At 70.8% G+C, this 19,903-nt stretch carries 20 protein-coding genes and 1 pseudogene; 13 read left to right on the plus strand and 8 right to left on the minus strand.

Annotated features, from left to right (window positions below; all coding sequences use genetic code 11):
* Positions 1–4: 4 nt before the first annotated feature.
* Positions 5–352, minus strand: coding sequence for a Uma2 family endonuclease (locus tag LADH09A_RS24515; RefSeq protein ID WP_238647833.1), 348 nt, complete (start codon positions 350–352; stop codon positions 5–7).
* A gap of 100 nt (positions 353–452) precedes the next feature.
* Here LADH09A_RS24515 and LADH09A_RS24520 point away from each other — a divergent pair, with 100 nt between their 5' ends.
* The 4 genes from LADH09A_RS24520 (at position 453) to LADH09A_RS24535 (ending at position 3,770) form a co-directional block, all read left to right on the plus strand.
* The gene (locus tag LADH09A_RS24520; RefSeq protein WP_238647835.1) at positions 453–1,196 is read left to right on the plus strand and encodes a M50 family metallopeptidase; all 744 of its coding nucleotides are present in this window, start codon (positions 453–455) and stop codon (positions 1,194–1,196) included.
* Positions 1,197–1,364: 168 nt separating this feature from the next.
* Positions 1,365–2,348: a ketopantoate reductase family protein gene (locus LADH09A_RS24525; RefSeq protein ID WP_238647837.1), complete on the plus strand. Its 984-nt coding sequence runs from the start codon at positions 1,365–1,367 to the stop codon at positions 2,346–2,348.
* Between the two features lie 62 nt (positions 2,349–2,410).
* Positions 2,411–2,911 carry a SigE family RNA polymerase sigma factor gene (locus tag LADH09A_RS24530; protein WP_238647838.1) on the plus strand — a complete coding sequence of 167 codons (501 nt, stop codon included), beginning with the start codon at positions 2,411–2,413 and terminating at the stop codon, positions 2,909–2,911.
* Positions 2,904–3,770 (plus strand): hypothetical protein, encoded by an 867-nt coding sequence (locus LADH09A_RS24535; protein ID WP_238647840.1) that lies wholly within the window; start codon positions 2,904–2,906, stop codon positions 3,768–3,770. Before LADH09A_RS24530 ends, LADH09A_RS24535 begins: the two co-directional genes overlap by 8 nt.
* A 163-nt stretch (positions 3,771–3,933) precedes the next feature.
* On the opposite strand, the gene LADH09A_RS24540 is transcribed toward LADH09A_RS24535, so the two are convergent.
* Positions 3,934–5,517 (minus strand): acyl-CoA carboxylase subunit beta, encoded by a 1,584-nt coding sequence (locus tag LADH09A_RS24540; protein WP_238647842.1) that lies wholly within the window; start codon positions 5,515–5,517, stop codon positions 3,934–3,936.
* An 84-nt stretch (positions 5,518–5,601) separates the two neighbouring features.
* Here LADH09A_RS24540 and LADH09A_RS24545 point away from each other — a divergent pair, with 84 nt between their 5' ends.
* The gene (locus LADH09A_RS24545) at positions 5,602–6,477 is read left to right on the plus strand and encodes a biotin--[acetyl-CoA-carboxylase] ligase (protein ID WP_238647844.1); all 876 of its coding nucleotides are present in this window, start codon (positions 5,602–5,604) and stop codon (positions 6,475–6,477) included.
* 162 nt (positions 6,478–6,639) lie between these two features.
* Positions 6,640–7,212: a PH domain-containing protein gene (locus tag LADH09A_RS24550; RefSeq protein ID WP_088946200.1), complete on the plus strand. Its 573-nt coding sequence runs from the start codon at positions 6,640–6,642 to the stop codon at positions 7,210–7,212.
* Between the two features lie 47 nt (positions 7,213–7,259).
* Here LADH09A_RS24550 and LADH09A_RS24555 read toward each other — a convergent pair whose 3' ends face one another.
* The 3 genes and pseudogenes from LADH09A_RS24555 to LADH09A_RS32140 all read right to left on the minus strand — a co-directional run bounded on the left by LADH09A_RS24555 (position 7,260) and on the right by LADH09A_RS32140 (position 9,620).
* Positions 7,260–8,018, minus strand: coding sequence for a MaoC/PaaZ C-terminal domain-containing protein (locus LADH09A_RS24555; RefSeq protein ID WP_238647845.1), 759 nt, complete (start codon positions 8,016–8,018; stop codon positions 7,260–7,262).
* Positions 8,015–8,716, minus strand: coding sequence for a GtrA family protein (locus tag LADH09A_RS24560; protein WP_238647876.1), 702 nt, complete (start codon positions 8,714–8,716; stop codon positions 8,015–8,017). The genes LADH09A_RS24555 and LADH09A_RS24560 overlap by 4 nt, the downstream gene beginning before the upstream one ends.
* Positions 8,717–8,779: 63 nt before the next feature.
* Positions 8,780–9,620: pseudogene (locus tag LADH09A_RS32140) on the minus strand (GtrA family protein).
* A 136-nt stretch (positions 9,621–9,756) separates the two neighbouring features.
* Between LADH09A_RS32140 and LADH09A_RS24570 the strand changes: the two are divergent.
* From LADH09A_RS24570 to LADH09A_RS24585, 4 genes are all read left to right on the plus strand, one after another.
* Positions 9,757–11,601, plus strand: a complete 1,845-nt coding sequence (locus LADH09A_RS24570; protein ID WP_238647847.1) for a phosphoenolpyruvate carboxykinase (GTP) — start codon at positions 9,757–9,759, stop codon at positions 11,599–11,601.
* A 43-nt stretch (positions 11,602–11,644) separates the two neighbouring features.
* On the plus strand, positions 11,645–12,502 hold the full coding sequence (locus LADH09A_RS24575; RefSeq protein WP_238647848.1) for a hypothetical protein: 858 nt from the start codon (positions 11,645–11,647) through the stop codon (positions 12,500–12,502).
* 577 nt (positions 12,503–13,079) lie between these two features.
* Positions 13,080–14,222, plus strand: a complete 1,143-nt coding sequence (locus tag LADH09A_RS24580) for an NAD(P)/FAD-dependent oxidoreductase (protein ID WP_238647849.1) — start codon at positions 13,080–13,082, stop codon at positions 14,220–14,222.
* 31 nt (positions 14,223–14,253) lie between these two features.
* The gene (locus LADH09A_RS24585; RefSeq protein WP_238647851.1) at positions 14,254–15,024 is read left to right on the plus strand and encodes an isoprenyl transferase; all 771 of its coding nucleotides are present in this window, start codon (positions 14,254–14,256) and stop codon (positions 15,022–15,024) included.
* A 36-nt stretch (positions 15,025–15,060) separates the two neighbouring features.
* Here LADH09A_RS24585 and otsB read toward each other — a convergent pair whose 3' ends face one another.
* The 3 genes from otsB to LADH09A_RS24600 form a co-directional block, all read right to left on the minus strand.
* On the minus strand, positions 15,061–15,885 hold the full coding sequence (otsB, locus tag LADH09A_RS24590; RefSeq protein WP_238647852.1) for a trehalose-phosphatase: 825 nt from the start codon (positions 15,883–15,885) through the stop codon (positions 15,061–15,063).
* 67 nt (positions 15,886–15,952) lie between these two features.
* Positions 15,953–16,306: a hypothetical protein gene (locus LADH09A_RS24595; protein WP_238647853.1), complete on the minus strand. Its 354-nt coding sequence runs from the start codon at positions 16,304–16,306 to the stop codon at positions 15,953–15,955.
* Between the two features lie 162 nt (positions 16,307–16,468).
* Positions 16,469–16,912 (minus strand): XRE family transcriptional regulator, encoded by a 444-nt coding sequence (locus LADH09A_RS24600; protein WP_238647854.1) that lies wholly within the window; start codon positions 16,910–16,912, stop codon positions 16,469–16,471.
* A gap of 264 nt (positions 16,913–17,176) precedes the next feature.
* Between LADH09A_RS24600 and LADH09A_RS24605 the strand changes: the two genes are divergently transcribed.
* From LADH09A_RS24605 to phoH2, 3 genes are all read left to right on the plus strand, one after another.
* Positions 17,177–17,521, plus strand: a complete 345-nt coding sequence (locus LADH09A_RS24605) for a hypothetical protein (RefSeq protein ID WP_030328857.1) — start codon at positions 17,177–17,179, stop codon at positions 17,519–17,521.
* Positions 17,522–17,552: 31 nt separating this feature from the next.
* Positions 17,553–17,888: a hypothetical protein gene (locus LADH09A_RS24610; protein WP_238647855.1), complete on the plus strand. Its 336-nt coding sequence runs from the start codon at positions 17,553–17,555 to the stop codon at positions 17,886–17,888.
* A 412-nt stretch (positions 17,889–18,300) separates the two neighbouring features.
* A complete protein-coding gene (gene phoH2, locus LADH09A_RS24615; protein WP_238647856.1) occupies positions 18,301–19,716 on the plus strand; it encodes an RNA 5'-3' helicase PhoH2 in 1,416 nt (471 codons plus the stop codon).
* The last annotated feature ends 187 nt before the right edge of the window (positions 19,717–19,903 follow it).

The following is a 19,903-nucleotide window of genomic DNA, read 5'->3' on the forward strand; positions in this document are numbered from 1 at the left end:
CGGTTCAGCGCAGCGTGGCCGGGTCGAGCTGCCAGCGAAAAGGCTCCACCAGGGTCAGCGTCTCGCCGGGCTTCGCCACCTGGTCGTCGGTGTCCGCGACAACCACATCGGGGATGACGATCCGATCCACCCCGAGCCGCACGTTGACCGCTCCCAAGACGGCGAGGCCGTCGGCCGCGCGCTCGACCTGGTCGGCCAGCCGGCGCGATACCAACTGGTGGCGCTTACTCGGGACCGGGCTCAGAAGCAGGCTCCCGTCGAGCAGCTCGATCCGGTCCGGCGTCTCACCCAGGGCGAAGTAGTCGGCCTCGGTCCAGAGCCCGACGTGGTGTTCCAAGGACAACGAACCCATCTGTAATCACCTCTGCCTTCATGGCCACCCGATCCGTCTCAGGCACTGCGAGCCGGTGCTCCGGGAGCGACACGGAACGCCGCCGGTAGGCTCGCGCCCCATGATGTCGATCGACGGGCTGGGCGACCTGTGGGACACGCTGTTCGGCGCGCAGCCGGACCCGCCCCCGCTGCTGGTGCTGATCACCGCGGCCGTCGCGCTGGTGGTGGTCTCGACCCGACTGCCCTGGCGGATCGCCCGTAACGCCATCACCATCGCCCACGAGGGTGGGCACGCGCTCGTCGCCCTGCTCACCGGCCGCAAGCTGCGCGGTATCCGACTGCACTCGGACACCTCGGGGCTGACGCTCTCCGCCGGACGCCCCACCGGCCCCGGCATGATCCTCACCCTGCTCGCCGGGTACGTCGCCCCGCCGCTGGTCGGATTGGCCGGTGCCTGGCTGCTCGGAGGCAACCGGATCACCCTCCTGCTCTGGGTCGCGGTGGCGCTGCTGCTCGCCATGCTCGTCATGATCCGCAACGCCTTCGGCGTGGTGTCGCTGCTGGTCACCGGCGCGCTGGTGTTCGCCGTCTCCTGGTACGCCACCCCGCAGGTGCAGGCCGCGTTCGCGTACGCCGGGGTGTGGTTTCTGCTGCTCGGTGGGCTGCGGCCGGTCGTGGAGCTGCAACGGCTGCGGTCACGCGGCCGGATGCCCGCCTCCGACGCCGACCAGCTCGCCGGGCTGACCCCGTTCCCGGCGTTCTTCTGGGTGACGGTCTTCGCCCTGGTCAACCTGGCCGCCCTGATAACCGGCGCCCTCCTGCTGACCGGCCCAATCCTGACCAACGCAGATCTAACGCTCTAACCCCCACCCCCACCCCGCCCCGCCCCTCGCCCCACCCCCGCCTGGGTCGATCAAGGAGTTGTGGTGGGTTGCAAAAGCCGCAATCCCGCCGCAGCCGGGCACCACAACTCCATGATCGACGGCGGAGAGGGCTGCGGCGGAGGGGGCTGCGGCGGGCAGAATGGGGTCATGCGGTACGTGATCATTGGCGCGGGTGCTGTCGGCGGGACCATCGGCGTACGGCTCGCCGAGGCCGGCCGGGACGTGACACTGGTGGCCCGGGGCGCTCACCTGGACGCGATTCGCGCGCGAGGTCTGACCCTGCGGCAGCCCGACGGCGAGGTCACCGCCCGGCTCGCCGCCGTGGACGGCCCCGACGACCGGCCACTACCGGCGGACACGGTGCTGGTCCTCACCGTCAAGTCGCAGGACACCGCCGGTGCGCTGGCCGCCTGGGTGGACGCGCCGGTGGCGGGCGGCGGTACGGCGGGCGAGCGGCTGCCGCTGGTGACCGCCCAGAACGGGGTGGCGAACGAGCGGGCGGCGCTGCGCCTCTTCACCGACGTGCACCCGGTCTGCGTCTGGTTGCCGGCCACCCACCTGGACCCGGGCGTCGTTGTCGCCAACGGTCACCCGCACCCCGGGATGCTCCACATCGGCCGCTACCCGGGCGGCGCCGACGACACCGACCGGGCGATCGCCGCGGATCTGGGCGCCGCCGGTTTCGTCGCACCGGTGCGCGCGGACGTGCTGCGCTGGAAGTACGGCAAGCTGTTGAGCAACCTCGGCAACGGCCTCCAGGCGTTGCTCGGACAGAGCATCCCGGAATCGTTGGTCGAGCGGGTACGCGCCGAAGGTGTCACCGCGCTCGCCGCCGCCGGGATCGCGCACACCTCGCCGGAGGAGGAGAAGGCCGAGCGCGGCGACCTGGTGGGGCAGCGCCCGGTCGACGGCGAGGCCCGCTCGGGTGGCTCCACCTGGCAGAGCCTGGCCCGGGGCACTGGCTCGACCGAGGTCGACCACCTCAACGGGGAGATCGCGTTGCTGGGCCGGCTGCACGACGTGGCGACGCCGGTCAACGTCGCCGTCCAGAGGGCCGTACGGCGGGCGGTCCGGGAGCGGATCGCGGCGGGCGCGTTCCCGCTCGTCGAGCTGGAGAAGATGATCGCCTGACCGCGGCAACCGAGGACCGTGTCCGGTGCGTGTTCCCTGCGACCGACACGGGGAGGTAGCGGGTGCCGGACGTCGACGGGTTCGACGAGTTCTACCGGGGAAGTCGGCAACGACTGCTGGGGTTCGTCTACGCCCTCACCGGCGATCGGGGCGAGGCGCAGGACGCCGTGCAGGAGGCGTACATCCGGGCGTGGCAGCGCTGGTCGACCATCAGTGCGTACGACGACCCGGAGGCGTGGGTGCGGGTCGTGGCCAGCCGGATCGCGGTCAGCCGGTGGCGCAGCCTGCGCAGCCGGGCCCGCGCCTATCTGCGGCACGGTGCCACCGAAAGCGTCCCCGGCCCGGGCACGGACACCGTCGAGGTGGTCGCGGCGCTGCGTCGGCTGCCCGAGGAGCAACGCGTCGCCATCGCCCTGTACTACCTGGTCGGCATGCCGGTCGCCGAGGTGGCACGGGAGACCGCTGCCCCGGTGGGCACGGTCAAGGCTCGACTTTCCCGGGGGCGCGTCGCGCTCGCCGGCCTGCTTGCCGTCTCTGACCTGGAGGAGGCCACCGATGCGTGACGACCCGACCTTCGTCGAACAGATCCAGCGGGACCTGCGCGACGTGCGCTGGCCGGAGCCGCAAGAGATCCGTGCCCGAGCCCGTCGCCGCAGTCAGCGCCGGATCGTGGCGGCGACGGTTGTGCTGACACTCGCGGGCGTTTCGGCCCTCGCCGTGACCTCGGTCGGTAGCGGGCCGACACCGCCTCCCGTAGCGGCCACATCCCCCCCTTCGGCATCCGCCCGTGGGGAGATCGCCGTCGACTCGCTGGTACGACCGACCGACCTGACGCAGCCGGCGCAGGTACAGCTCAGCGAGTCGACGCTGGAAGCGCCGGTCCTGGTCTCGGCCATGCTGGGCTACTGCCGGAAGAGTCAGGGGATGACACCCGACTGGCAGCTGTCCCGCTGGTCGCGTTCGCAGACCCTGCTGCGGGAACGTCCCGACGGCGTCGACCTCACCTCCCGCGACATGCTGCTGCATCAGGACCTGTACCGGGTGTCGCCGGAATTGGGGGCGTCGTTCTTCGCCGACCTCGACCGACTGCTGGCCCCCTGCGCTCAGTGGCGCAGCGTCGGGCCCTACGAGATAGCGGGAGCGACGGGTACGGGGGAGGCGATGCACAGCTGGGAGGTGGTCCAACGGGGCTTCGCCGGTGATGAGGCCGCCATGGTGCGCTACACCGTCTCCGGGGCCCGCGATCAGAAGACCGGCAAGGCCATCGGCAACGTTCCCCGGCCGACCAGCACGGCCGTGGTCCGGGTGGGTGACCTGATCACAGTGCTCAGTCTGGGACAGACCGGCACCGAGCCGGAACTGCGCCGCCTGGCAGAGGTCGCCGCCCGCCGGATGTGCGTCGCCGCCAACCCGGCCTGCTGACCCCGCCCGAGGCGTTCGATCCGCACCCCGGGGCGCGATGACCTGCACTCCCAGGGGCCATGATCCGCACAACATCAGGGTTGTTGGTGCCTCCCGGCACCCGGAGGCAGCACTATCCCTGAAGTTGCGCGGATCAAGCGCGCCGAGCCCGAGGCCGGCGAGGTCAGAGCGGGATGTTGCCGTGCTTCTTGGGAGGCAGGGTCTCCCGCTTGGTACGCAGGACGCGCAGCGCCCGGACGATCTGGGTGCGCGTCTCGTGCGGCGGGATCACCGAGTCGATGTAGCCGCGCTCGGCTGCCACGTACGGGTTGGCCAGGGTGTCCTCGTACTCGGCGATCTTCTCGGCCCGGACCGCCGCCGGGTCGTCAGCGCCGGCCAGCTCGGAGCGGTAGAGGATGTTCACCGCGCCCTGCGCGCCCATCACGGCGATCTGGGCGGTCGGCCACGCGAAGTTCAGGTCCGCGCCGAGGTGCTTGGAACCCATCACGTCGTACGCCCCGCCGTACGCCTTGCGGGTGATCACGGTGACCTTGGGGACGGTCGCCTCGGCGTACGCGTAGATGAGCTTGGCGCCCCTGCGGATGATGCCGTCCCACTCCTGGCCGGTGCCGGGCAGGAAACCGGGCACGTCCACGAAGGTCAGCACCGGGATGTTGAACGCGTCGCAGGTGCGCACGAACCGGGCGGCCTTCTCCGAGGCGGCGATGTCCAGGGTGCCGGCGAAGTGCATCGGCTGGTTGGCCACCACGCCCACCGGCCGCCCCTCGACCCGGCCGTAGCCGACCACGATGTTCTGCGCGTAGAGCGGCTGGACCTCCAGGAACTCCCCGTCGTCGAGGACGTGCTCGATCACCGTGTGCATGTCGTACGGCTGGTTGGCCGAGTCCGGGATCAGCGTGTCCAGTGCCCGGTCCTCGTCGCTGACCGCCAGGTCGGCGGGAGCCTCGAGGACCACCGGCTCGTCCAGGTTGTTCGACGGCAGGTACGACAGCAGTGCCTTGACGTAGTCGACCGCGTCCTCCTCGTCGCTGGCGAGGTAGTGCGCGTTGCCGCTGCGGGAGTTGTGCGTGCGCGCCCCGCCCAACTCCTCCATGCCGACGTCCTCGCCGGTCACCGTCTTGATCACGTCGGGGCCGGTGATGAACATGTGCGAGGTCTGGTCGACCATCACGGTGAAGTCGGTGACCGCCGGGGAGTAGACCGCGCCGCCGGCGCAGGGCCCCATCACCAGGGAGATCTGCGGGATGACGCCGGAGGCCCGCACGTTGCGGAAGAAGATCTCACCGTAGAGGCCCAGCGAGACCACACCTTCCTGGATGCGTGCGCCACCGGAGTCGTTGATGCCGACCACCGGGCAACCGATCTTCATGGCCAGGTCCATCACCTTGACGATCTTCTGGCCGAAGACCTCACCGAGCGAGCCACCGAAGACCGTGAAGTCCTGGGCGAAGACGCACACCTGCCGGCCGTCCACGGTGCCGTAGCCGGTGACCACGCCGTCGCCGTACGGGCGGTTCTTCTCCAGCCCGAAGGCCGTGGACCGGTGCCGGGCCAACTCGTCGAGTTCGACGAAGGAGCCCTCGTCGAGCAGCATCTCGATCCGCTCGCGGGCGGTCTTCTTGCCGCGCGCGTGCTGCTTCTCGACCGCGCGGGCCGACCCGGCGTGCACCGCCTCGTCGACCCGGCGCTCCAGGTCCGCCAGCTTGCCGGCAGTGCTGTGGATGTTGGTCCCGGTCTCGGTAGTCACCCAGGGAATATAACGATGGTTCAGGTCGGCGCCGCTGTGCAGTACGCCTCAGTACCGCTGCGGGGATCGTCGTAGGCTGGCGGAATGTCGGGCTCCCCGTACACCAATCTGGATCGCCCGCCGCTGTCGGCGGCCCGGCTGAGCCGCGCGTTGGTCGCGCCCAACGGGCCGTGGGCCCGGCTGGAGCTGCGCGCCGAGACCGGTTCGACCAACGCCGACGTGGCCGAGGCCGCCCGGGCCGGCGAGCCCGAGGGCCTGGTCGTCGTCGCCGAACAGCAGACCGCCGGGCGCGGTCGGCGCGGTCGGGTCTGGCAGTCGCCGGCGCGCGCCGGCATCGCCACCAGCGTGCTGCTGCGGCCCGGCGAGGCCGTGCCGGACCGCGGCTGGCTGCCGGTGCCACCCACGGCGTACGGGTGGCTGCCGTTGCTGGCCGGCGTGGCGCTGGTGGAGGCGGTGGCCCGGTTGGCCGAGCTGGAGGCCGCCCTCAAGTGGCCCAACGACCTGCTCATCGACGACGCGAAGTGCGCGGGCGTGTTGGCCGAGGTGGTGCCGGGTCGCTCACCGGACGAACCGTCGGCCATCGTGCTCGGCGTCGGGCTGAACGTGACGCTGCGCGCCGACGAGCTGCCCGTCAACCCGACCGGGCTGCCGGCCACCTCGCTCCAGCTGGCCGGCGCGACGGCCACCGACCGGGACCCGCTGCTGCGGGCCCTGCTGCGCGCGGTGGCCGAGTGGTACGACCGTTGGCGCTCGGCGGGCGGCGACGCGGTGGCCAGCGGCCTGCGCGACGCGTACCTGGCGGCCTGCGCGACGGTCGGTCGTGAGGTGCGCGTCCTGCTCCCCGACGGGGAGGTCCTCACCGGCACCGCCACCGGAGTTGACCGGGACGGCCAGCTTCAGGTGACCACCCCGACGGCCACCCGCACCCTGGCCGCTGGCGACGTCCTGCACCTGCGCTGATCCACCTCTCGCGACCTCGCGGCCCGACGGGCGTGAGCCGCAGGGCGGGCGACCCGAGCGTGCAAGATCGCGAAGAGCGGGGTGGGGCCGCGTGGCGGATGTTGTGGTGGGCCCTGGGGGGTTTACCGTCTGCGCGTCGAGAAGAAGGCGTTGGAGGTTCCCGTGGCGTTCCCAGAAGACGTGCTCACCAAGGACGAGCACGTCGTGCTGCACCTGCATCCGCACTGGAAGGCACTGATCCGGCCGATCGTGGTGCTGGTGCTCGCCATCGCCGCGGTGGTGGTCGGTGTGCTGCTGCTGCCCGAGAGCAGCGGCGGTTCGATCGCGATCGCCGTGATCGGGGTGATCGCCCTGGTCGCGGTGCTCTGGCTCGGTCTGTGGCCGTTCCTGGTCTGGCGTACCACCCACTACCTGTTCACCAACGAGCGCGTGCTGCTCCAGCAGGGCGTCTTCTCCCGGGACCGGCGGGACCTCCCACTCACCCGGATCAACGACCACTCGATGAACCAGCACTTCTTCGAGCGGCTGCTCGGCTGCGGCACGCTGACCATCGAGTCGGCCGGCGAACGCGGCCAGTCGGTGCTCGCCGACGTGCCGGGGGTCGGTCGGGTGCAGACCACCCTGTACGAGCTGGTCGAGGCACAGCACGACAAGCACTCGCTGGGTGACGGGGAGATGCGCGACATCCTCGCCGACATGCGCGAGGGCAAGCCGCTGCGCGACACCACGACCTGATCGTCCGCATCGGTTGACGCCCGCTCCGGTCGGAGTCGGAGCAGGCGTCAGGCGCGCTGTTCGGGCCCGTCCGGGCTGGTTCTGGCCGGGCTGGTCTCGGCCGGCTTGTTTCCGGCCGGACTGGTCTCGGCCGGTGCGCTCGCGGACTGCTTGACGCCGGTTGGCCCGTCGGCCCGGTCAGCACCGGTTGAGTCGGCCCGGTTGGCCGAGTCGGCCGGGCTCGCTGAGTCGGCTGGGCTGGTGGAGTCGGCCGGGCTGGTGGAGTCAGCTGGGCTGGCTGAGTCGGCCGGGCTGGCGGGGTCGGTCTCGCTCGGTCGGGCGGCGAACCAGCCGCGGAAGCGGGTCCGCAGCACCTCCTGCTCGGGCCGGTCGTCGGGGCCGAGGCGGAGCATGGTGCCGGTGAGGCTGACGGTGCCGAGCCCGGGGCGGGCGGTCGACGGCCGGGCACCCATCACGTCGACCCGGACGGCGAGCCGGTCCCCGGCGCGCACCGGAGCGAGCCAGCGCAGCTCCTCCAGGCCGGGGGAGGCGTCCGCGGCAGCCCGGGACAGCAGGTGGTCGACGTACGCGCGCATGAACAGGCTGACCGTGTAGAAACCGCTCGCGATCAACCCGCCGTGCCGGCTCTCTCCGGCCAGGTCGGGATCGACGTGGTACCACTGCGGGTCGAAGCGACGGGCGAAGGCGACCATCTCGTCGCCGTCCACGGTGACCACGCCGAGATCGACGGTGAGCCCCGGGACGAGATCCTCGAAGAACAGCTCGGCGGGTTGTCCGGTGCCGGAGCGTTCGGCGGGTGTCGTCACCGGCGGGGCGAGCGGCGGGTGCCGACCTGCAGTTCCGCGGCGAGTTCCGCGTCCAGGTCGGCGGCGGGGCTGACACTGAGCCGCGTGGGCCGACCCTGGGTGGGTGTGCCGGGCGGTAGGTCGCGCCGCTCGGAGTCCGCTTCCTCCAGCTCGGACACGGACTCGGCGAGCTCGGCGACCGGGTCCATCTCCGCCATGGTGTCCCACTCGTCGCGCGGGATGCTGTGCCAGGTGGAGTCGGGCTTCGCCTCCTCCTCGACCGGTGCGACGGGTTGGAAGACGAACGTCCGGTAGGACCAGAAGCGGAACAGCGTGGCCAGCAGGACACCGACGGTCTTGGCCACGTTCAGTGCCAGCAGGCCGTGGACGCCGAGGCCGTACTTGGCCGCCGCCACGGCGCCAAGCTCAATGAGCAGGCCGGCCCCGTTGAACAGGAAGAAAAGGAGGTATTCCCGACGAAGTGCCGATTTCGGGCGATCCCGGTACGTCCAGTGCCGATTCATGAGGTACGACGTGATCGTGGCGACGATGGTCGCGATCACGGTCGCCTTCAACTGACCATTGACGAAAACGGTCAGTGCAAGGGCATTGAACACCGCGTAATTGATGACGGTGTTGATGCCGCCGACGATGCCGAACTTGAGCGCCTCGTGGATGAACTTCTGCCAGCGCTCAGGCAGCAGACGGACAAGACGCATACGAAACACCTTAGGGCAGTCGGTGAGGCCGGCGATCACCGGCCGAACGAGGTGGGCGGCAGGTCACGCTCTGTGGTCACGCTCGGGCTTCACCTGCGGAACGGTCGGGGTTCCCGCTTCGACGAAGACGAACCGCCGGTACGACCAGAATCGGAACAGCGTGGCGAACCCGGTGCCGACGATGTAGCTGGCGAGGTTGTCCGCCAGGCGCGTCTGGAACACCGCTGGCCAGATGGCTCCCAGCCCGTAGTGGCTGAGCGCGAGGCAGGCCACCGTGATGCCGAGACCGACCGCGTTGAAGAAGAAGAAGAGCCCATACTCGCGGGCCGCGTTGTTGCGCTGGCGGTGCCGCCAGGTCCAGAACCGGTTGCCCACGAAGGCCACGGAGGCCGCGATCACTGTGGAGATCGTCTTCGCCGTCACCTGTTCGACGTCGTGCTGACTCAACAGGTAGTTGAAGAGCGCGAAGTCGACGAGGAAGGCGAGCCCACCCACGGTGGCGAACTTGCTCATCTCGCGGAGGAGGTGACCGAAGCGGTCCAGCAGTTTGCCGACCAGACCCCGTCGGGTCTGCCGGGGTCCCGGTTGCTCCCCGGTCATCGTGGCGGCCACGCAGGGCAGCCTACCGGCTGTCGACCAGTCAGAGGGGTAGCAACGGCGAGCGGGCGTGGTCGCTCGGAGGAGCCCATCACCCTGTGCGAAACCGTTGAACGCAGCGTAACCAATTGGGAGGACTGACGCGGCCCGGAACGGGAATCCACGCACCGGTCGGCGGGGCAGGTCCACGGCCCGACCGCAACAAGCGTCCGCCGGGGTGCACAACAAGATTTGCGTGAAACTGCGCGGGAAAGCGGGTATCAGCTCGTGATGCCGCAGCGTGGCCGTACCTTGTGCAGTTCTTCACAACAAGTCCCACTGACTCGGAAGGCTGCCCGGTTTACGCTGAGGCCAATCCCAGGTTTCCACGAAGGCGACGCATCGCGCCGCTGAGTCTCGTGCATCCCATAGATCGGTCAGCGTCGACCACAAGGAGATGTGTCATGGTTGCTCCGGCTGTTGTGCGGGGTATCGATCAGGCCCCGACGTCCCATCCGAAACTGCTCGCCTGGGTCCGTGAGGTCGCGGAACTGACCACCCCCGACCGTGTCGTCTGGGTGGACGGGTCCGACGAGGAGTGGCGCCGCCTCACCGACGAGCTGGTCGAGGCCGGAACGCTCATCCGGCTCAACCCGGAGAAGAAGCCCAACTCGTTCTACGCGCGTACCGATCCGACGGATGTCGCCCGGGTCGAGGAACGCACCTACATCTGCTCCGTCGACGAGGCGGACGCCGGCCCCACCAACAACTGGATGGCGCCGCCGGAGATGAAGCGGACGATGACCGATCTCTACCGCGGCTCCATGCGCGGTCGCACGATGTACGTCATCCCGTTCGTCATGGGCCCGGTCGAGGCCGAGTCCCCGATGTTCGGCGTCGAGATCACCGACAGCCCGTACGTGGTCGCCTCGATGCGGATCATGACGCGGATGGGCAGCCGGGTTCTCGAGGCGATGGGTGACGACGCGGACTTCGTGCACGCGCTGCACTCGATCGGCGCCCCGCTCGCCCCGGGTCAGCAGGACGTCGCCTGGCCGTGCAACGAGACCAAGTACATCTCGCACTTCCCGGAGACCCGGGAGATCTGGTCGTACGGCTCGGGTTACGGCGGTAACTCGCTGCTCGGCAAGAAGTGCTACTCCCTGCGGATCGCCAGCGTGATGGGCCGGGACGAGGGCTGGCTCGCCGAGCACATGCTGATCCTCAAGATCACCTCGCCGGAGGGCAAGGTCCACCACATCGCCGGCGCGTTCCCCTCGGCCTGCGGCAAGACCAACCTGGCCATGGTCGAGCCGACCATCCCGGGTTGGAAGGTCGAGACGATCGGCGACGACATCGCCTGGATGCGGTTCGGCCCGGACGGCCGCCTCTACGCGGTCAACCCGGAGTACGGGCTGTTCGGTGTCGCGCCCGGCACCGACTGGAAGACCAACGCCAACGCCATGCGCACGCTGGACCGGGGCAACTCCGTCTTCACCAACGTCGGCCTCACCGACGACGGTGACGTCTGGTGGGAGGGCATGGGGGAGCCGCCGGCGCACCTGATCGACTGGAAGGGCAACGACTGGACGCCGGAGAGCGAGGGCCTCTCCTCGCACGCGAACAGCCGGTTCTGCACCCCGATCACCCAGTGCCCGATCCTCGCCGACGAGTACTTCGACCCGAACGGCGTGCCGATCGACGCGATCCTCTTCGGTGGCCGCCGCAAGGACACCATCCCGCTGGTGACCGAGGCCCGCGACTGGGTGCACGGCGTCTACATGGGTGCCACGCTCTCCTCGGAGACCACCGCTGCCGCGTCCGGCGCCGTCGGCGTGGTCCGGCGGGACCCGATGGCGATGCTGCCGTTCATCGGCTACAACGCCGGGGACTACTTCCGGCACTGGATCGAGATGGGCAAGGGCACCGACGGCGACGAGGCCAAGCTGCCGAAGATCTACTACGTCAACTGGTTCCGTAAGGACCCGGAGGGCTCCTTCCTCTGGCCGGGCTTCGGGGAGAACTCCCGGGTGCTCAAGTGGGTCGTCGAGCGGATCGAGGGCACGGCCGACGCTGTCGAGACGCCGGTGGGCATGGTTCCCGCACCGGACGCGCTGGACGTCGAGGGCCTGGACATGACCCCGGAGGACGTTCGGATCGCCCTGAAGGTCGACCCGGACGAGTGGCGCAACGAGCTGCCGATGATCACCGAGTGGTTCGAGAAGTTCGGTGACAAGCTGCCCGGCGTGCTCTGGGCCGAGCTGGACGCGCTGCGCGCGCGCCTCGACGCCGCACAGCCGCAGCGATAGCGGTAGGTGTGAAGAACGCCCCCTGCGGGCAACAACGGTTCCCATGAGGACGGCCGCCGAGACCCAGGTCCGGCGGCCGTCCGCCGTCCGGGTGCTCACCATCCTGCTTGCGACGACGGCGGGGGCCACCGTCGTGGTCGAGCTGCTCAACTGGTGGTACGCCCCGGAGCAGGGCTTTGGGCTGGCCGTACGCACCGGCTGGGCCATGCTGCGCTCGTTCGGTTTCCTGCTGCTGATCGGGCACGTCCGGAAGGGCCGCACGGTGGCCCGTCCGTTCGGGCTGATCCTCGCGGTCACCACGATCTTCGCCGTCGGCCGGCTCATCGTGCCCCGGCAGGGAGTGCCGCCGCTGCCCGGCCTGCTCGGCTTCGCCGTGCTCACCGCGCTCTGCGCCACGGTGGTCTGGCTGCTCTACCGCTCGTCGGCGTTGGCCGGGCACCTGGTTCGGCACCGGCCCCGGCTCGTCATCGACCGGGCCGGCATCTCCTGGCGGGAGACCCCTCCGCGCCGACCGCAGACCAGCGCCTGGCTGTTGACCAGCCGGGTGGCGGCGTTCACCTACAGCCCGTTGATGCTGGTGCCGGCCCTGGTGGCCGGGGGTTCCATCCTGGACGGGCGGCTGACCGCGGTGCCGGCCGTACTGCTCTGGTTCGGCGCGGGCATCGCCGCCAGCTACGCGGTGCTGTTCTGCACCGCGTTCCTGATGCGGGGCAAGGACTGGGCGCGTGGCCTGCTCGTCGTCGTCACGGTGGCCGTACTCGCTGTGGACCTGCCGCTGTGCTGGTGGCTGCTGGGCGTGGACGGTCTGGTCCGCGACGGCGGCCCGCTGCTCGCCGCGGCTGGGCTCGCCCTCTACGGTCTGCGCCGCGCGTCCCGCGCCGACGACGAAACGCCGGCCTGACGGCGGCGCGCCGGCCTGACGACGGCGCGCCGGCCTGACGACGGCGCGCCGGCCTGACGGCGGCGCCATCCCGCGCCCGGCTGGCCGCCATCCCTCAGCTCTGACCAGGTAGTGACAGCCGCTGTAGAGCTGCCCCAGATATGGGGCGACCCGCGCTGAAGTCGCTCCCGCTCCCGCTCCCGCGCCCGCTCCCGCTCCGCTCCCTCCCGCTCTGCTCCCGCTCTGCTCCCGCTCCGCTCCCGCGTCCGTGTCCACGCCGCCCAGGGCTCTGCCCGATGCCCCACATTCGGGGCAGGTCTACAGGCTGTTGGACAGGTGGGCCAGACTCCGCGCGCTGATGCTCTCGGCACGAGCGGCCTTCCTTTGGCCACGCCTGGACTGCTCGCGCCTGCCGCTGGAGGCGTTCGCGTTCCCAGGGCAGGAAGTCAGCGCCATGCGGGTGCGGCCCGCACGGGCGGGCAGGGGGCAGGATGGCGGGTGGCGTCGGTCACAACGGTCGGCGTGTGCGGCGCGGGTGGATCGTCGGGGCGGTGCGGGAACGGGCACGGCCGCGCCGCGTTGGTCGGAGGGAGGCGCGGTGAGCGACGAGTTCGACGTGGTGGTGGTGGGAGCGGGGCCGGCCGGTGCCGCCGCGGCGCTGAGTGCGCGGCGGGCGGGTGCCAGCGTGCTGCTGCTGGACCGGGCCGACTTTCCCCGGGACAAGGCGTGTGGCGACGGGATCGCCGCTCATTCGGTGGACGTGCTCGCCGAGCTGGGGGTGACCGAGGCGGTGGCCGGGTACGCCCCGCTGCCCGCGCTGCGGATGATCGCGCCGGGTGGCGGCGCCGTGGCTCGGGCGCTGCCCCGACCCGCGTACACCGTGCCTCGGAAGGTCTTCGACGCGCGTCTGGTGGCGGCCGCCGTGGCGGCCGGCGCCCAGCTGCGCCGGCACACCGTGCGCCAGGTCGAAGCGCGCGCCGACCGGGTGGTGCTCGACGGCGAGTTGTCCGGCCGGGTGGTGGTGGGCGCGGACGGCGCCGGGTCGGTGGTCCGTCGGGCGCTGGGCCACCCGCAGAATCCCGACCGGCACCTGGCGCTGGCCATCCGGGGGTACGCCCCGGCGCTGCCCGGTCCGTCCGAGCAGCTCATCGTCACCTCGAAAGCCCGCTGGCCGGCGTACGCCTGGTCGTTCCCGATCGGTGACGGGCGGGCCAACGTCGGGTACGGGGAGGTGCTGCGCGGTGAGCCGTTGAGCCGGACGTACCTGCTGGACCGGCTGGCCGCGCTGCTGCCCGGCACCGACCTGGCGGCGGTGACCGCGTTGCGCGCCCACCACCTGCCGCTGTCCACCCACCGGCCGTCACCGGGTCAGGGGCGCACGCTGCTGGCCGGCGACGCGATGTCGCTGATCAATCCGTTCACCGGGGAGGGCATCTTCTACGCGCTGCTCTCCGGTGCGCTGGCGGGTGCGGCAGCGGCCCAGGCGCCCGACGCGGCCGCCCGCCGCTACGCCCAGGGGTTGCGCCGCCGCCTCGGCACCCACCTGCGGCACAGCTCGGTCGCGGCGTGGTTGGCCCGGCGGGGCCGGGTGGTGGACGCGGCGGTCCGGGCCGCCCGCCGGGACGACCGGGTGTTCTACGACGTGGTCGAGCTGGGGCTGGGTGACGGGCGCCTCACCGCTCGCACGCTGGCGATGATCGGCATCGGTCTGCCCGGCGGGGATGGGGCTCCGAGGCAGTGATCTGGTCGAAGGGTCGCTACGCTGCTAGGTGATGACGCTGCGGAACCTTATCTACTCCGTCTACGAGCGCCGGCTCACGGCGAAGCTCGCGGGTAAGCCGGTGCCCCGACATGTCGGGGTGATGTGCGACGGCAACCGCCGATGGGCGAGAGAAATGGGCTTCGTCGACCCGAACGACGGGCACCGGGTTGGCGCGGCGAAGATCAAGCATGTGCTCGGCTGGTGTGACCAGGCGGGCGTCGGGCACGTCACCCTCTATCTGCTGGCCACCGACAACCTGCGTCGTCCGGCCAGTGAGCTGGACCCACTCCTCAAGATCATTGAGGACCTGGTGGTGGAGCTGGCGGAGGAGGGCAACCCCTGGCGGCTGCGCATCGTCGGGGCTCTCGACCTGCTGCCGGCGCAGACCGCGGCGGCGCTCAAGGGCGCCGAGGAGCGCACCCGCGAGCGCACCGGCGGCGCGGAGGTCAACATCGCGGTGGGGTACGGCGGTCGCCGGGAGATCACCGACGCGGTCCGCTCGCTGCTGCTGGAGCACGCGGCCACCGGCGGCACGCTGGAGGAGCTGGCCGAGGTGCTGGACGTCGAGCACATCGCCGAGCACCTCTACACCCGTGGCCAGCCCGACCCCGACCTGGTCATCCGCACGAGCGGCGAGCAGCGACTGTCCGGCTTCATGCTCTGGCAGTCCGCGCACTCGGAGTTCTACTTCTGTGAGCTCAACTGGCCGGATTTCCGGCACATCGACTTCCTGCGGGCCCTGCGCTCGTACGCCACCAGACAACGCCGCTACGGCGTCTGAACGGGCGGCGACAGAAACTGTCGCCGCCCCGACCGGTCACGGAAGGTGGGTCAGTGCCCGGGTGAGGAAGTCACCCAGGGCCGCCGGGGACTCGATCGTCAGGTCGGCGGCGTTCGCCACCTCCTGACCGGTCTCCGGGTTGGCCACGGCCACGCAGACACCGAGGAAGTCCGGGTCGGCGGCGGCACGGGCGCGCAGCGCGGCGAAGGCCTTGATGTCCGAGACGTCGTCGCCGAAATACCAGGCGCCGGTGGCGCCCTTGATCGCCTCGCCGATGACCATGCCCTTGTCCCGGTCGACCGGAGGCTTGAGCTCCAGCACCATCCGCCCGGCCTGCACCCGCAGCCCCAGCCGGTCGGCCTGTGCCTGCCCCCACTGCTGCACGGTGGCGCCGAGCTGCGGGGCGGTACGCCAGTGCAACGCCACGGAGAGCCGCTTGTACTCGACGAGCGTGCCGGGTGGCAGCTCCGCCCGGGCCTGGTCGGCCAGCTCCGCCATGGTCGGCACCCAGGGCAGCGCGGCCGGCTCGGTGACGGTCTCCCCGCCGGAATGGCTGTGCTCCAGCCCGTAGAGGCCGTAGAGGTCCACACCGGTGAGCCCGCCGAGCTGATCCCGGAGGAACTCGACGGGCCGTGCGGAGACGATCGCGACCCGCTGCACGATCGGGGCCAAGGCCTCGATCGCGGCCAGCGCTGTGGGGGCCGGTCGCACCGCGGTCGGATCGTCGTCGACGGGCGCGAGCGTGCCGTCGAAGTCGAAGAAGAGCACGGTCCCGGCCGCCCGGCTGGCGGTGGTCCGCCAGGCCTGGTCGGCGTTCAACGGGGTTCTTGGCTGCTGATTGCCCAGATTCAACGGCGGCACGCGCGTCAGCGTACCCCGGCGAGGGGGGCTCATTCCTGGCCGAGCGGACCCGTTCGGCAGTACGAGATCAGCGTTCGGCGGCTCCTCGTCCGCGCCGGCCGAACGGCACGACCGCCGCCTCCTGGCCATGGCTCAACAGGTAGCCCTCCACGAACCCGGTGTTGCGATCACCGGTGTGGTTCTCGATCTCGTTGAGCCGTGCCACCAGAAACTCGGTGAGGGCGCTGATCCGGTTGTCGAGACGCTCGTGCAGCTCGGCGACGACGGCCAGGACGACCGCGGTGCCGGCGGTGATGAGCGCAAAGAGATTGACGAGCAGCGGAAGCTGCCCGCCCTCGACCGCGAGGGTCACCGCGTTGCCGGTCGCCCACAGTGTTATCGACACCGTCGCGACCACGACTGCCAACCACTTCAGGGTCATGGACAGACCCCTCCTTCTGTCCCGCAGGGCTAGGTTCGGCCTTGTCCCGTCCCCCCGCCGATGACGAGCCCAAGCAGTACGAATAGGGACGCTAGCGTGCCCGTTCCAGCCCCGGAGGCAAACGAATGAACCTGACCAGGCGTTCTTTCGCTATCTGAGGAACTACCCTGCCCGATTGCCCCTTTTTCGGACATCGACCGGCAACGTTGGGCGATAAGCGAGGTATCTAATGGTTTCCCGGATGTGGAACTTCTCCGCGTCCGACACGTTGGGGTCGACCAGGCGGCGCAACAGCGCCTCGACGTCGGGGTCCATCGGAGGGGCGGGTTGACCCGTGCGGGGGCCGGCCGCGGTGCGGTCCCAACCGAGCGCGGCGAAGGCGGCGGCCGGATTCAACCCCAGGCCCTCGCAGAAGGCGACCACGCGTTCGGCCTCCGGGTCGCTGGCCCAGTCACCCCGGACCCACCGGTTGATGGTCTGCCGGGAGACACCGGTGCGTCGGGACACCTCGGTGCCACTCCAGGCTCGGGTCGCCCGCGCCTCGTCCAGGGCGCGCCGGACGAAGGTGGCGAAGGCGATCTTCCGCGCATTGGCCGTCTCGGTCACCCTGTGACGGTACGGCCAGCCGGCGACGGGCGCGCGCCCCGGCTCGCCACTGTCACGCAGACGTGACGGGTCCTTCGGGTTTCCGGTAAACGAGTCAGTGCCACTGTCGAGGGGTGTCACGCGGGCAGAATAGATGCCCGTAGTGGCGAAGGTAAGCGGACGAAAAGCTGATACTGTCACGCCCATGGGACAATCTACGGTGTGTCTCGTGCATGAGACGATTGGTGCTCGCATGCGTCACGCCTCCGGTGCCAGGGGGGTGTGGTGACCGAGCTCGCCACCCGAGCCCAGGCCTTCGGGCTGATCGCCGAGGGGGTGGCCGCGGGGCTGACCGCCCCCTGGCGCCTCTATCTGGCCCGAGGCTGCCGCTACCTGTCGCTGAGCGTCGGCGATCGCGCCGAGTGGAACGCCTGGCGTACCCATCTCGGCTGCCCCGAGCTGAGCGTCCGCGTCTACGACGCCGGCGGTGAGATCCGCCGGTCGTCGGTGGCCGAGGTCGTGCTGGACGGCTGCCGGATCAGCGTCGAGCTGGTCGAGGAGGTCAGCACCGACGACCTGGACCGGCTGCTCGTCGCGGACCCCACCACCATCGAGCCGGAGGAGCGATGACCTGCCGTCCTGGCCGGGCCGGAGCTGCCCGATGAGCCCCTTCCTCGCGGTCTTCCTCGTCCTGGTGCTCGGTGCCACCAGCTATGCGGCCGGCCGGTTGCACGGGCAGCTCAGCTATCGCATCGGCTACCGCTTCGGTTACCGGCAGGGCTACTTCGACGGTGACCGGGGCGCCTGGAACAGGCGTCGTCGTGACGCCCAGGCGGCGATCGCCTCGGCCCTGTCGGTCGCACCGGCCAGTGTCGCGCGCTCGGCCAGCGCCGTCGCCCGACCCGGCACCACGTACACCGGTTCGTCGTTCACCGCGCCGGCCGCCCCGATCACCGGGCGGCACCCGACCGGCACGCTCGTCCGACGTACCGGTTGAGGTCGGCCGGCGGGCGCCGACCCGCCGACCGGCGCCACGAACGCGGTGCGTCGTCCGCGGCGGACACGCACCGTCGGGCCCCGTCAGACCGGTGACGGCGGCCCCACCGGCCGGGATGCGCGCAGGGGGCATGCATCCCGGCCGGTTCCGCCGCGCCCACCGCCGGCATCCGCGCTGGTGAGGGCCCCGACCAACGGGTGTGCGCACACCCGACTTGGGAGATCCACGTCCGACCTCTAGCCGGAAGGGTCCGGCGGGGCTAGCGTCTAGGCATGGCACGGGGTTCTCCCGAGCCAGCCGGTCCGCCCGGATCTGCGACCTCGCGCATGGGGTTCCGCATCCGACCCCGTGTCCCCGGGCACCGGAGGAGGCGGAACACGGGTGGCGGGTGCCCATCCGTCGGAGCAGGCCTGTGACGACTCGCCGTACCACCGCCGGTGCCGACCAGACCCCGGCCGCGACTGCCACGACCCGCCGCGCCACCAGGAGCCGCCGTACGGCGGCCGCCGCGCCGGCCGACCCCAAGGAGCCGCGACCAGCCGGCCAGGCCTTTGTCCTGGACACATCCGTGCTGCTCTCCGACCCGGCGGCGTTCCACCGGTTCGCGGAGCACGAGGTGGTGCTGCCCCTGGTGGTCATCACCGAGCTGGAGGGCAAGCGGCACCATCCGGAGCTGGGCTGGTTCGCCCGGCAGTCGCTGCGGATGCTCGACGACCTGCGGGTCCGGCATGGCCGACTCGACCGACCGGTGCCGGCCAACGACGTCGGCGGCACCCTGCGGGTGGAGCTCAACCACACCGACGACGGGGTGTTGCCGCCCGGGTTCCGCACCGAGAGCAACGACGCCCGGATCCTCTCCGTCGCACTCAACCTCGCCGGCGAGGGCCGGGAGGTGACCCTGGTCAGCAAGGACATGCCGCTGCGGGTCAAGGCGGCCTCGGTGGGCCTGCGCGCCGACGAGTACCGCCACGGTCAGGCCAGTGACCCGACCTGGACCGGCATGTCCGAGATGGAGCTGACCGAGGAGCAGATCGGGTCGCTGTACGCCGGCGAGACGCTCGACCTCGACGAGGCTGCCGGGCTGCCCTGCCACACCGGGCTGGTGCTGCACTCGGGGCGTGGTTCGGCGCTCGGTCGGGTGCTGCCGGACAAGTCGGTCCGGTTGGTCCGGGGCGACCGGGAGGCCTTCGGGTTACACGGCCGCTCGGCCGAGCAGCGCATCGCCCTCGACATGTTGCTCGACGAGTCGATCGGGATCGTGTCGCTGGGTGGCCGGGCGGGCACCGGCAAGTCGGCGTTGGCGCTCTGCGCCGGGCTGGAGGCGGTGATGGAGCGCCGCCGCCACAAGAAGGTGATCGTGTTCCGCCCGCTGTACGCCGTCGGCGGCCAGGAGTTGGGCTATCTGCCGGGCTCCGAGTCGGAGAAGATGTCGCCGTGGGCCCAGGCGGTGTTCGACACGCTCGGCGCCGTGGTCCACGAAAACGTGCTGGAGGAGGTCACCTCGCGGGGCATCCTCGAGGTGCTGCCGCTGACCCACATTCGCGGGCGCAGCCTGCACGATGCCTACGTGATCGTGGACGAGGCCCAGTCGCTGGAGCGCGGGGTGCTGTTGACCGTGCTGTCCCGGATCGGGCAGGGCTCCCGGGTGGTGCTCACCCACGACGTGGCCCAGCGCGACAATCTGCGGGTCGGCCGGCACGACGGGGTGACGGCCGTCATCGAGGCGCTCAAGGGCCATCCGCTCTTCGCGCACGTCACGCTCAGCCGTTCGGAGCGGTCGCCGATCGCCGCGATGGTGACGGATCTGCTGGAGGACATCCCGATCTGATGGCGATATGTAGGGTTTCGTCCCTATTCTAGGTGTGGTACAGATCACAAAGAGGTCCGTTGGTTTCCCATCGGTCTCACTGTGCGCAATCGTGTCCCACGAGCGTCCACGCACCACGAGCATCGTTGATGGTCGTTCGTCCTCAGATGGGCGGCATCGGCGGCGGTCGGTGCGTCGGCGCGACCGG

This window comes from Micromonospora cabrerizensis (assembly GCF_022230955.1).
In the GTDB taxonomy this organism is placed as follows: Bacteria; Actinomycetota; Actinomycetes; order Mycobacteriales; family Micromonosporaceae; genus Micromonospora; species Micromonospora cabrerizensis.